Source organism: Shewanella sp. 10N.286.51.B7, from assembly GCF_002873615.1.
Taxonomy (GTDB): domain Bacteria; phylum Pseudomonadota; class Gammaproteobacteria; order Enterobacterales; family Shewanellaceae; genus Shewanella; species Shewanella electrodiphila.
In genome coordinates this window covers 116,149-129,728 of record NZ_MCUF01000058.1, presented here as the reverse complement: position 1 = coordinate 129,728, position 13,580 = coordinate 116,149, and the positions used below count along the sequence as shown (strand labels likewise).

General features: G+C 39.3%; 9 protein-coding genes. 2 read left to right on the top strand and 7 right to left on the bottom strand.

Going from position 1 to position 13,580, the window contains the following annotated elements:
* Nucleotides 1-82: 82 nt before the first annotated feature.
* The 6 genes from BCU84_RS16005 to BCU84_RS15980 all read right to left on the bottom strand — a co-directional run bounded on the left by BCU84_RS16005 (nt 83) and on the right by BCU84_RS15980 (nt 7,953).
* Nucleotides 83-1,810 (bottom strand): M1 family metallopeptidase, encoded by a 1,728-nt coding sequence (locus BCU84_RS16005; RefSeq protein ID WP_102529080.1) that lies wholly within the window; start codon nt 1,808-1,810, stop codon nt 83-85.
* A 222-nt stretch (nt 1,811-2,032) separates the two neighbouring features.
* Nucleotides 2,033-3,004, bottom strand: coding sequence for a phosphate ABC transporter substrate-binding protein PstS family protein (locus tag BCU84_RS16000; protein WP_102529075.1), 972 nt, complete (start codon nt 3,002-3,004; stop codon nt 2,033-2,035).
* A 256-nt stretch (nt 3,005-3,260) separates the two neighbouring features.
* Complete coding sequence (locus BCU84_RS15995) at nt 3,261-4,205, bottom strand: hypothetical protein (RefSeq protein WP_102529074.1); 945 nt, start codon at nt 4,203-4,205, stop codon at nt 3,261-3,263.
* 352 nt (nt 4,206-4,557) lie between these two features.
* Nucleotides 4,558-5,850: a phosphate regulon sensor histidine kinase PhoR gene (phoR, locus tag BCU84_RS15990; protein WP_102529073.1), complete on the bottom strand. Its 1,293-nt coding sequence runs from the start codon at nt 5,848-5,850 to the stop codon at nt 4,558-4,560.
* 219 nt (nt 5,851-6,069) lie between these two features.
* A complete protein-coding gene (gene phoB / locus BCU84_RS15985; protein ID WP_102529072.1) occupies nt 6,070-6,759 on the bottom strand; it encodes a phosphate regulon transcriptional regulator PhoB in 690 nt (229 codons plus the stop codon).
* Between the two features lie 234 nt (nt 6,760-6,993).
* On the bottom strand, nt 6,994-7,953 hold the full coding sequence (locus tag BCU84_RS15980; protein ID WP_102529071.1) for a porin: 960 nt from the start codon (nt 7,951-7,953) through the stop codon (nt 6,994-6,996).
* Nucleotides 7,954-8,298: 345 nt separating this feature from the next.
* Between BCU84_RS15980 and rdgC the strand changes: the two genes are divergently transcribed.
* The gene (rdgC, locus tag BCU84_RS15975) at nt 8,299-9,210 is read left to right on the top strand and encodes a recombination-associated protein RdgC (RefSeq protein ID WP_102529070.1); all 912 of its coding nucleotides are present in this window, start codon (nt 8,299-8,301) and stop codon (nt 9,208-9,210) included.
* A gap of 87 nt (nt 9,211-9,297) precedes the next feature.
* Here rdgC and BCU84_RS15970 read toward each other — a convergent pair whose 3' ends face one another.
* Entirely contained in the window at nt 9,298-11,103 is a 1,806-nt protein-coding gene (locus BCU84_RS15970) for a PDZ domain-containing protein (protein ID WP_102529069.1), read from the bottom strand.
* A gap of 185 nt (nt 11,104-11,288) precedes the next feature.
* On the opposite strand from BCU84_RS15970, the gene BCU84_RS15965 reads away from it, so the two are divergent.
* Nucleotides 11,289-13,448 (top strand): tetratricopeptide repeat protein, encoded by a 2,160-nt coding sequence (locus BCU84_RS15965; protein ID WP_102529068.1) that lies wholly within the window; start codon nt 11,289-11,291, stop codon nt 13,446-13,448.
* Nucleotides 13,449-13,580 lie beyond the last annotated feature (132 nt).

Below are 13,580 nucleotides of genomic sequence, written 5' to 3'. Positions count from 1 at the left end.
TTGGGTTGCCATTTTTTTGCCTCAAGGTTTTCGATTAAAAATCTAAAAAAACCAATAAAGTACATATAATCAGTAATGATACTTATGTGTTTTTAAACATCGCATCTAACTGCACTTGCAATGAAGGGTGGTAACCCTCTCTCGCTTGCTGATATATCTCTATGGCTTGGGTTTGATAACCTGCAATGAGCATTTCGCTATAAAGCGGCTTTACAAATTTAGCTCGGCCAATATGGGCTAAAAACAACCCAACTTTGGGCATTACAATTTCATAGTGGTTTCTGATAGCGACTCTAAACCAATCACAAGCAAGTTCTGCATTTTGACTATCTGTAAAACTAAATGTCATATCCAGATCTTTTAATTGCACTTGAGTTAACTGAAAAGGTAACTGAGTGATAAAAAATTGCCAATGATGCACTCGCCAAGCTTCAACTTGCAATTTGGCTGCATTGACCCCTTCAGTGAACTGCTTTAACGCTAACTTCACCTTATCCAAACTGGTAGATGTAGGCGCTATAAACCATTCAGGTAAACCCTCACCATAAACCCAGGTCATCAATTCCGATTCGGAAATCACATCCACATGATCCACCAGCAAGGTTTGTTTGGCATAGTCGATAAAGGTTTCTGTGGTAATGGCTTCGAATTTAAAATGCTGAACATACTGATAAAGAAATTTATCAAAAGCCTCTCGTCCTAATCGTGCCTCTAACTCATGTACAAACATCGACGCTTTATCGTAGGTGAAACGATTGAAAGCATCGTTGGCATCCTGATGTTGAACATTGGCAGGTAGTGTTTGTGACACCATTGGTAATGACTGCATTTCTTCTTGTAAGCGGCCATACTCAATAACCCACTCCAAGTCAGCTTGTTCTTTGCCGTAAATGTTCTCCACTAAGCGATTAGTAAAATAAGTCGTAAAGCCTTCGTTAAGCCATAAATCTCGCCAGGTCGCATTACTCACCAAGTTGCCTGTCCAAGAATGCGCTAACTCGTGCGCCACTGTAGACACTAAACTTTTATCACCCGCGATCAATGTGGGTGTGATAAAGGCCAATCTTGGATTTTCCATCCCGCCAAATGGAAAGCTTGGCGGCAGTACTATCATGTCGTAACGCCCCCATGGATACGGACCGAGTAATGACTCGGCTGCTACAATCATTGATTCGGTGTCTTCAAATTCTTTAAGGGCTTTTTCGAGCATGGCAGGCTCTGTGTAAATTGCGCAGCGCTCGCTTACCTCACCATAGGCGAGATCGCCCACAGCTAATGCCAATAAATGCGTCGGTATCGGCTTTTCCATTTCAAAAGTGAATAAGCCATCTGCTGGCATTTCGGCAGAGTTAGCCGCGCTCATCACAGCTCTTAAGCCGTTATTAACTTGAATTGAAGCGCTAAAAGTAATTCTAGCCTTAGGGCTATCTTGCAGCGGGATCCAACTACGTGCATTGACTGGCTGTGATTGGCTGAATAAATAAGGAGACTGTTTTCCTAGGGTTTGTACTGGCGTTAGCCACTGTAACCCCTGTGCATCCTTTGAAGTGCAATAATGAAGTACGACTTGTGTTATTTCACCGCCCACTTCAATGACAATTCTCTCACCTTGCAGTGCACTAACATGTTGCTGAGTGAATTCAAGTTGATTCCCATGAATATCTGATACTTCATCAATACTAATATCCCGTCCATCGAGTACCAATTGTGTCGAATCCGAAAGGCGTTTAAATAACAATTTGACTGAGCCTTGAAGCTGCTGCTTGTCAAAATCCACATTTAACGCCAACACCATATGATGCACTTTCATGTCATCTGTATTAGCAACCGAGTGGTAATCATTATTAAAATCAAATTGTTCAGCCACATCACATCCTTATCTATATTATTCTGCAGCTATGTTAACTCAATACCATCAATTCATCGAGGTTATGAGTGCTTCACATTAAATAAGGGAGGTTATGATTCGATTAATTTCAGACACAAAAAAGCCTCACGAATGAGGCTTTTAGTGTCGAGGTAAATTAAGCTATTACAGCTTGATACCCGCTTTTTCTAGGTCTTTAGCAACAACACTACGTGGTAGTGGTACATAACCGTCTTTTTCTACGATTTGTTGACCTTGTTTAGATAACACGTAACGGATGAACTCGCGATCCATTGGTGATAAATCTTTGTTAGGGTGCTTGTTGATGTAAACGTATAGGTAACGTGATAATGGGTAAGTACCACTTGCAGCGTTAGCAGCAGTTGCATCAATGTATTTAGTACCTTTCTTAGAAATAGCTACAGCTTTAACACCAGCAGTCTTATAACCAATACCAGAATAACCGATAGCGTTAAGACCTTGAGAAACTGATTGAACTACAGATGCTGAACCTGGTTGCTCATTTACGTTTGCTTTGAAGTCACCTTTACACAGTGCTTTCTTTTTGAAGTAACCGTATGTACCAGACACTGAGTTACGACCGTATAATTGGATATCTTTCTTAGACCAGTTACCATCAAGACCAACATCACCCCAACGATTTACATCATTTCCGCCACATTTTTTAGTAGAAGAGAAGATTGAGTCGATTTGGTCAATGCTTAACCCTTCAATTGGGTTATCTTTATGTACAAATACTGCGAGTGCATCAATTGCAACACGAATAGCAGTTGGTTTGTAACCGTAATGCTTTTCAAAAGCTTCAACTTCGTTAGGCTTCATTTGACGACTCATTGGGCCGAATTGTGAAGTACCTTCAGTCAAAGCTGGTGGCGCAGTAGAAGAACCTGCAGCTTGAATTTGGATATTTACGTTAGGGTAAATGTGTTTGAAATCTTCAGCCCATAACGTCATCATGTTTGCTAACGTGTCTGAACCAACTGATGACAAGTTACCTGAAACACCACTTGTCTTTTCATATACAGGTAATGTTTTATCAATTGCTGCCATCGATGTTGCTGAAAAAACACCAGCTGCTGCAAAGGCGATAGTGCCAACTAGCTGTTTAAGTTTCATTGTAATGCTCCGGTATTATAAGCGTTGTTATTTAAGACACGCTCAGTATCAATTGCTTCGATGACAAGTCTATGACTAATATATGACAGTTATATGACAATCAACATTTGAAACATTTACGCCACAATCTTTCCAGAATACTTAACCAACTAAAAAGCCTCACAAAAACAATAAATTAAGCCGTAAAAAATAACTAAGGCAATAAAAACGCATACATTACCAATAACTTAATTATGACAAAAACTGTTCAATTCGATTAAAAACGACGCCCAACACCAATAATCAAATGCTGCCAATTTAAAAAACCGTATTCTGTATATAGGTTCCATTCGTTCCTTGGACCAAAATCATAATTAATACTCACGGACATATTCTTGGTCTCTTTCTTAGCAAGATCAATATCAAATTTGACCTCTTCCATCAGCGGGGCTAAATCAGTGCCTACAAAAGAATAGTCTCCAGTCACATTCTGATTCACACTTTGATGGCTAAATCCTAAAAACCAAGCAAGCTTATCACTGCCGATATCATATCGCTGACCGACTCTTATCGAGGCAAGCTTAGTTTTAATCACGCTATCCGTTGTATCAGTATTCGCATTCACTATGGCTCCCACTGCCATGACTATTACAGGGGTATCGCCGATAATAGGATCTATCTGCCCAGCGAGCACAGTTCCAATACCGTAATTTTTAGCGGTATACTCAATTGGGATAGGCAATACAATGCCATTACACGCATCATCACAAGGTAAGCCTTCAACATTATCCAGCTTTGCTCTAATATCTTTACGCCCTTCGGTGTAGCCCAGTAACGCATAAACATTCCAAAAAGGTAATATCCAAGCATCAATTTTCAACTGCACACTTCTGTCGCTTCCTGTAATACTGACATCTTCAGCAGGCACTACATAATCATTAGGCCCACGAAAACCTAACAGGCCTCCGTCCACTTGAACTTGAAAATCATTATCAGCAACATAATCTGCATCGATATTGTTATAAAACAAGCTCACACCAATTGGCAAAGGTAAGTCATGCCCTCTCTTAGTTGCTTCATCTGCTAATAAAGGTAAACCGCTCCAATGGGCGGGTTTAGTTAGCTGGTTAACAGCAGTCTGCACATCAGGCTCTGCCGCATGACTTGAGAGGCTGTATGTGAGGAAAAAGCACAGGGGTAAACTTAATAGGCTTTTAGTCATGGAACGTCTTGTCTTTAATATGTTATTTAAGTCGTTAATCATAGTTCTGAAATTGTATTTAGGGGAAAGTACACAAGATTTAATTCAATGAATTAGTGCCTGATAAGCATTAGAACTCAAAGAAAAGTATTAAATTAAACAATATGAGCTCTGATACATATTGTAAAACACATGCAGAAATTGAATACACTCATTCTGGTCATCAAAGTTAAAGCTTGTTAACTCCATCACAGCATTAAGGGTTTGAAAGGCGGGTATATTCCATTATAAGAAATGCCTGTCTATGTTGAAATAAACAGGCACTTAACAATACGAATATTAAATACAAAGGTAAATTAAACGATAACTAACTTCACTTTACCACCAAGTGAATTGGGATAATAAAGCTAAAACAACTCCCCTTATCAGGTTCACTGGTAATAGTTAGTTCACTGTAGTGATGATTCAACGCATGTTTTACAATAGCTAAGCCTAATCCGCTACCACCGGTTTTACTCGAGCGAGCATTATCAACCCGATAAAAGCGCTCTGTTAATCGATTAATATGTTGCGGCGCAATACCTAAACCTGTATCGGTCACACTGAATCTTGCGCCAGTAGGTACCAATTCCCATCTAACGCTTATCTTACCGCCAGGCTCTGTGTATCGAATCGCATTAGAGATTAAGTTTGTGCAAGCACTGCGTAATTGCACTTCGTTTCCGTGACAATCTAGATTATCTTCGGCAAAAAAAGTTAACTCATACTGTTCTAATGCTAATGCAGACGCTTCGTCTTTTAATATATCGAGCATGGCTGTCATATTAATTGTTTGTTCTAAATCGATATCAGCGCCATCTTCAATGCGCGATAAAGCTAAAAGCTGCTCGACCATTGATTGCATTCGCCTTGTTTGCTGCTGCATTAGATTTAAAGGCTTGTGATTCATGCTGTCAGGCTCTTCCATGCTTTGCATGATTTCTAAATAGCCCTGTAATACTGTGAGCGGCGTTTTGAGCTCATGGGATACATTGGCAACAAACTCTTTACGCATCCCTTCTAACTGATTGATTCGAGTAATGTCACGGGCAATGAGAAGCAGTTGGCGATCACCATAGCTCATTAAGCGAACTTCTAATAAACGCTGGTCAGATATCGGTGAAGCTAACTCTAATGGCTCTTTAAACTCACCCTTTTTAAGGTACTCAGAAAAGTCAGGGTGCCTGATAAGATTATCTATTCGTTGGCCATTATCTTGAGGCCATACAAAGCCTAATATTAGTTGTGCAAGCTTATTACACCATAAGATATTATGTTCAGAGTCTAATACAACTGCAGCATCGGGCAGTGCTTCTGCGCCTTGCCTGAAACGACTCAGTAATGAAGCCAACTGGCCTACTCTGCGGCGATTTTTACCCTGCAAACGATAGATACCATTAAAGATACCTTCCCAAGAACCAGTGCCTTGAGGCGGGGTTAATTTACGGTCTTTCCATAACCAAAAATTAAGTCGGCTAATTTGACGGTAATGCCATCCTAATAAGGCAACACAACCTATGATAATAGCGAGGGTGATTTGATCAATGATGATGCCAACAAGGGCAAAAGCGAACAGTATTCCAACGAGGCGTAATAGCAATCTGGAACCTGAATAAGATCGAAACATAGGCAGCCTAAAAAATTAATGTAAATAAACCTTTAGCAGGTTATTACCTAATTATTGGTAGGAAATAATGGCTCACAAGATAGCTTAAAATGATATCACTGACTATAGCCTTTTGTTAAAAAACTGCCGAATAATTGTGAATTTAAAACAACACCCATCGTGGGTCTAAATTCAAACGCATATTACTCGGCGGTTTTCTTAGCGCGGCGATGTCTGTGATTACATTCTCGTCGAGAAGCGGTATCCAGCACCACGTACAGTCTGAATCAACTTATCATGGCCTGAGTCTTCAACCGCTTTGCGTAAGCGACGAATATGCACATCAACGGTTCTATCTTCTACATACACGTTAGTACCCCAAACGTTATCTAGTAACTGTTCGCGACTATAGACTCGCTCAGGGTGAGTCATAAAGAAGTGTAATAATCTAAATTCTGTCGGCCCCATATCAAGCACTGACTCGCCCACTGAGACACGATGGCTGACAGGGTCAAGTAACAAGCCCTGAACATCAATAGTCTCTTCTAGACGCGTAGGTGCACTACGACGTAAGACAGCTTTAATACGAGCAACAAGTTCTTTAGGAGAAAAAGGCTTGGTAATGTAATCATCAGCCCCGACTTCTAAACCCTTCACCTTATCTTCTTCTTCACCACGTGCTGTGAGCATGATAATAGGGATTTGGCGAGTAAACTCATCTTGCTTTAAACGCTTAGCTAATTGTATACCGCTTCCACCTGGAAACATCCAATCCAATAGGATTAAATCCGGGTAAGGCTCCTGCAGTAGATCGATGGCAGAATCGAAATCTTCGGCCGCCGATGTGGTAAAACCGTGTTGTTCCATAACAAAGGTCAGCATCTCACGGATGGCTGATTCATCTTCTACAATTAAAATCTTCGCTGTCATAATATTTTCTGTGATTAATTTGCCGCATGAGTATTATTGGTCAGTTTTATTACAGAAATATGATCTCAGTGCCAATAACGGCTACAAAATCATATTATTGTCATAAATCTATCATTCTTTACATTAATAGCTTAATGATTCTTGCTTAAAACACTTAACTCATCAAAAAATAAAGGAGACTCACGCCTCCTTCAATTATTCGCTATCTAAGTTAACCTTTGATGAAACGATTAATTAGAACTTGTGTTCAATACCCACAGCGAAGTAACTTTCGTCGATTGAGATGTCTAAATCATTGCCTTCATCATCTTCAACTGTACCCATTGAAGTACGATCAGTATAGAAAGCAAATAATTTAGTTGGCTTACCTAATGCGTAATCAGCACCAATAGACCATGAATCACCTTTGTCTTCCATGTCTTGATATTGTGCTTTTAATGTTACTTGTTCAATTTTGTATGCTGCACTTAGTAAGTAACCATCGATGCTGTTTCCACTATCAACTGCTTCTTCTTGCTGGTACATACCACCTAGTACAAAACCAGCAATTTTACCTTGAACAGTACCACGAACGATGTCGTAGCCTGCTACTTCAGAATCATAAGCAAGAGCTGCGTAAACAGGGCTTTTCTTAAGACCTGAGTCACCGTACATAGCTGCGATGCTGAAACCATCTTTTTCTTCTTGCTTGCTATCGCCTTCTGCTGCGTAAGTTACACCCACTTGGAAGTCACCAAACTTTGGCGTTAAGTAAGTTGCTGTTTGTGCTAAACGGTTCTCACCTTTAAAAAGACTTTTTAAGTCACCTGAGTAGTCGTTAAATAAGTCTACTTTACCTTGTGACTTCTTAAGCATTGTGTCGTTACGACCCACAGCAAAAGAACCAAAGTTGCCTTTTAAACCAACGAACTGGTTACGAGCAGTGAAGTTATCAGAGCTTGAGTTACCAGTATCAACTTGGTACTCGATTGTGTAGAACGCTTCTAAAGAGTCGCTTAATTCAAATCCGCCTTTAACACCGAAACGAGACGCATTACTTTGAATTTCTGTAACTGAACCATCACCTTCATCGTTAGATTGAACAGTAACATTTAACTTACCATATACTTCAAGTGGTTCTGCAGCGTGAGCAGTTGAAAGCGTAGCAGTAGCAATAGCTGAAGCAACTAGAGTTTTATAAAAAGCGTTCATCATTTCATCCTTTAGACATTATTTGTTGGTGTTTCACACCTAATTTTTGCTGCTATTTGGTTGGAACTAACAGGTTACTGTTAACCAATAGCTTGGGAACGAGGCGAATTCTGCACGCCTTTTGTTGCAGAAATATTTCAATCCGTTAATTTTATTTAGCTCTCGCTAAATTAACTACCAAAAAGAACAAATAAGACGTTGATAATAAATAGAATTAACCTAAAAAACACAAATATGACAGTTTAATGAATTCTGTTTTAGCGACAATCAACACTGATGAACCTGATGGTTTACCCCAGCCCCGTGATACCGTAAACTGCATTTTTAATTTTTGATGAGCGCCTTTTTATGTGGTTTAAAAATCTCACCCTTTATCGTTTCAATAAGCCTTTCACTACCGATACCGAGGCACTCGAAACAGCGTTAGAAGACTTCACCTTCTCACCATGCTCAAGCCAAGATATTAGTAAGTTTGGTTTTTCAAATGCGTTAGGTAAAAAAGGCCAAGCCTTAGTTCATACTGCTGAAAACCGTCATTTGATTTGTGTGACTAAAGAAGAAAAGATTCTGCCTGGTCAAGTCATCAAAGAAGCCATCGATGAAAAAGTGGCGATGATTGAAGATCAAGAAAGTCGCAAAGTGACCAAGAAAGAAAAAGATGCGATGAAAGAAGAGATAACCATGACGCTACTGCCACGAGCATTTTCTCGCCGTAGTCAAACTCATGCGCTTATCATGCCTGAACTTGAAATGATCTTAGTCGACAGCTCTAGTGCAGCAAAAGCAGAAGAATTATTAGCATTATTACGTAAAGCATTAGGCAGTTTGCCAGTGGTCCCTTTGCACTTTACTACACCGATTGAAACCACGCTGACTGAGTGGCTTAGAAATGGCGCTTCTCCGCAGCCATTTGAAATGCAAGATGAAGCTGAGCTTAAGTCTGATTCAGATGAAGGTGGCATTGTACGCTTTAAGCAACAAGTACTTCAGGAAGATGAGGTTCTTGCTCACTTAGCTACAGGTAAACAAGTTCATAAATTAGCACTTCACTTTGGCCAATCAATTGCCTTTTTAATGCAATCAGATGCAAGCGTGAAACGCTTAAAATTCTCTGAAGAATTTAGAGCTGCAACTGATGATGTTGGCACTGAAGATCCATTAGCGAAACTCGATGCTGATTTTGCGTTAATGGGCGGCGAGCTTGTTGCCTTTATTAACTCGCTTAAACAAGCACTTGGTCCAATCGAAGAAAACATTTAATCGATTTGATTAAAAAGCCCCAATAACTTTCGGTTATTGGGGCTTTTTATTACCACTTAACAAATGCTTATAAACTAAGTTAGAAAATTAGTTAATAAACTTTCCTGCTTCATCAAATGGCCAATCAATCCCAAGCCACGCTTTTAAGAAGGCCTTTTGTTCAACACTTGGCGTTTCAACACCTTGAATCGTTAAGTCACCTTTAGGCTGATTTGCTAACGTGAGTGGCACTTTAATGAGTTGATCGTTTTTAAACAATGACACTGTAATTTTGTCACCAGGTGTAAAATCCTCTAGGCGTTTTTTAAATCCTGCCGCTGTCACTTTAAGACCGTTAATAGCAACAATTTCATCGCCAGCTGCTATGCCAGCAGTCCAAGCTGGGCTGTTACGACTGACATGGGCTAGTGTTAAGTCTTTATGACCCCCGCTTAACCTTAAACCGCTATAAATTGTCGACTCATCTTTCTTCCCATAAGTTATCACTAAGCCCGCTTGCGCTAGCAGTGAATCAAAATCTAAGCTAAAAGGTGAGGTAATATGCTGCTGCCACCAAGATTGATAATCTTTTCCTGATAAGCTTTTTAAAATCCCTTTTACATCATCAACGTTATAGCCTTTAGGTAATTTAAAATCACGATATAACTGACGATGAACATCGCGATAAGAATGTGCTAACTCAGTATCTTTTAATAAATTAAAATCTAATGATAAAGAGGCCAAATAACCTTCTGAGTAGATATTCACCCCGTGGTTTATCGCGTAATCCCCACCTGTATTGGTCCACTCATTTAAACTGGCTTCTGAAACAGACTGAATTTCACGACCTGGTTTATGCATATTGTTATTCACCCGTTTTGCTAAGTCAGCAAAAAATTCTTTCGGGGTAATCACATCAGCACGAAGCAACAACTGATTTTGAAAATAACTGGTAGACCCTTCAGCCATCCAAAGTAACTGCGTCATACTGGCTTGTTGATAATCGTAAGGAACCAAACCCTGTGGACGGTATGCTTTAACATTCCAAGTGTGAATGAACTCATGTGATGCTGTACTGATAAAACGAAGGTAATCTTTGCGCTCTCTGAAATTAAAGCGTGGCAGCTGAATAATGGTAGAATTTAAATGCTCTGTAGCACCGCGTGCACCACTCGTAGCATGTACCATATAAACATAACGCTCAAATGGATAGTCATCCCAAATGACACTTGCTGTACTACTGATTTTTGTTAAGTCTTTAACCACTTGTTCAGCGTCGTAATTACCCTCTCCCCAAAACACTAGCTCATAATCTCTGCCATCAGCTTCAAAGCCATAGTGAGTATTAATTCCAGTTTCAATCGGTGAATCGATTAATACATCATAGTTATCCGCAATAAATGAATGCGATTTCCGTCCTTGCTCCATACCCGAATGGCTCTGCCAGCCCTTAGGTACCTTCATTGAAACCTTGACTTCATCGCCCCTAAATTCAGGGCTATACATAAACACGCCACTGGCGTCTAAATAAGCATGGGAGTTGTCAATATGGCGCACTCGAGTGCCTAAATCATTAGCATAAAGTTGGTAAGATACGTTAACTTCAGTGGGTTGCGTCAGATTAATCTGCCATTCGCCTGTAGCACTTCTTTGCCAGGTTAACGGCTTTCCTTTGCTGTCTGTCGCTTCAAAAAGTCGTATTCCATCAGCTAGTGGCAATACCGCATACTTGCCTGTACGCCATACAGGTAAATTGACCGTTAATATCTCTGCTGAAGATTTAGGAAAGCTCACTTGTACTTTTGCTAAGTGGTGTTGTGGTTGGGTTAAATCGATTTGGTAATTTACTTCAGCTAAGCTATTAGCCGAAAAAAATACTCCTGCAGTAAAAATAGCCAGTTTTGAGACTTTCACTCTACATTCCTTCTGTTATTATTCTTGTTATAATTTTTGTTTATTGTAGTTATTTGTTTTCAACATCATACAAATTCTTTGAAAAAAGTTTACCTCAATGGAAGTGATAATATAACAAGCGGCATTATTCGCCCACCGACTTCCAACAAAAGCTTACAAAATAATAATAAGGCCGTTAATCATTCATGCAAAAAATCATTCTAAGCAGTTACGTTCTATTGCTATCAATAATCGCCTTTCCTGCTCATGCAGACCGTTATCAGCAGCGAGAAATTGAATTTAACGAAACGCCCAATGTATTGTTTGAGCAATTATCAACCCGTACTCAATTCCCTCTGTCATTTAATGATCGCGCTGAATTTGAGGCCATTGCGGACTCTTTAAAATATCATCCGGATGAATTACATGCTGATTTAGAGATTTTGGCGCGACTTTTTCTAGAAACAGCACTGAAAGCTGAGGACAAAATTAATAAAGCCCGATTACTGACACAACAACTTGAAACTCTTGCTGAAACGCCAATGCATGAAGCAATTATTTTACTACTCGAGGGGAGAATTAGAGGCCTTGAAGATCAACAGTACAAACAGTCCATCATTTTATTCAAAGAAGCCCTTAATAAAATAAGCAATATCAACGATAACCAAAGTTTAAATTTGCAATTTATACTGCATCAAAATTTAAGCTCCTTACACACTTTAGTTAAACAAGACACGCAAGCTTTATATCATTACAAACGCTACCGAGAAATTGCTTATCGACTGCGTAATGATTACTTCATTGCTCAATCTGAAACAGCAATAGGCATTTATTACACTGGGCGTAATCAATTAGCTAAAGCACTGCAGCATCATAGTGAAGCCTATAGAATTTCGAATCGTTTAAGCTACCCAGTCATTCAAGCGCAAACGCAGTTTCAATTATCTCGTGCTTACCGCGACTTAGGTCAATGGGATGAAGCCCTCAAGAATGCCAATGAAGCCGCAATCAGTTATCAAAAACTGGGGCGAGATGCATCTCAATCTAAAGCGATGACTGTCATTGCGATGATCTATGCTAATCAAGAACAGTGGAATAAAGCCATTGACTATTACCTTAATGCACAGCAATTAGATGAAAAGCATAATCGAAGAATAAGCCAAGGGCTTAATTTCCATAATATTGGCGAAGCGTATCTTCATTTAAGTAATTACTCGTCTGCTATGAATTACTTACAAATGGCTAATGATATATTTAAAGAAAAAGGGATCATGCATTATCTTGTTTATAATGAGTTGCTATTTGCCCAAGCATTGTCAGAGCAGTCATTATGGAAAGAAACAATAACTCATGGGGTTGCCGCATTAATCATAGCCGATTCAAAGCAATTACCTGATGCGCAAAAGGAAGCTCTTGAATATTTAGCCAAAGCATACAGAGAAGAACGTAATTACCCAGCGGCATTAGATATGATGGAAAGATTAGTCCAAATGCAACAAAGCACCGAAGAAAAGCCTGTTGAAGAAACACTTACATCAAACTTAACTGAAGAAAAATTAAAGTTTGAAATCAATATCTTTCAACATAAATTGGGGAAATATATTGAAAGCAGCAAAGATCAGCAAATGGCTATTATCATCCTACTTGCGACGATTTTCATATTATCTTTTGTATGGCTTTATAGCTTAAAACGCCTCAACAGTGTGAAACAACAAAAAGCTTTACTGGCTAAACAAGTATTACAAGAGCCTCAAACACAGCTTAAGGGTTATCAGGGATTACTTTGCTGTATGTCTAATGATGAATCCCCTAAAACCATTGCCTTGGTGAGTATTAGCTTACTAAGTGAGTTAGACATTGAATTTGGATTAACAGAATCGAATGCCATCACTGAGAACTTAATCAGGCAATTTGAAGAACAATTAAACAGTAAAGTATACCTAATGAAACCTGGCGAGCTTGCTTTTTGCTTTAAAGAAGTATTAACCCCAGAACAAACCTTGGCTCAAATCTCCGATGCTTTGTCTCATCAAGCATTAGCAATTAATGACAATGTCCCTCACTTCTCGGCGCTAAACAGGCTTGAGCTTGAGTGTGTACTTGGCCATATAAACTTGCCGCTTTTGGCGAATCCTGACATAAGGCTCACTACAGAATTACAGTTTGAAACAGTGCAGTACGCTTTAGCTGCAGCAAAAAGTATTAATGTAGGCCATACTTACGTCAGTATTAGAACCCTAAACTTTGCTCCAGCAGCCATTTTCTTCAAGCCATTATATTTAAATTTAACTCATGCGCTGCAAAGGGGCATTATTCGGGCCGAAAGTAATCGAGCCATTTCCGATATCAAATGGCCTAAAAATTAATCACTAAAGCCCGATTGGCTAAGCTTTCATTCATATTGGCCGATATAGGTGTATAGTTAATTGATAGCATTATTAAATATACTTTTTTTAAAGTATAATTATGGACTATTCAATCAGCTAGATTATTGATGT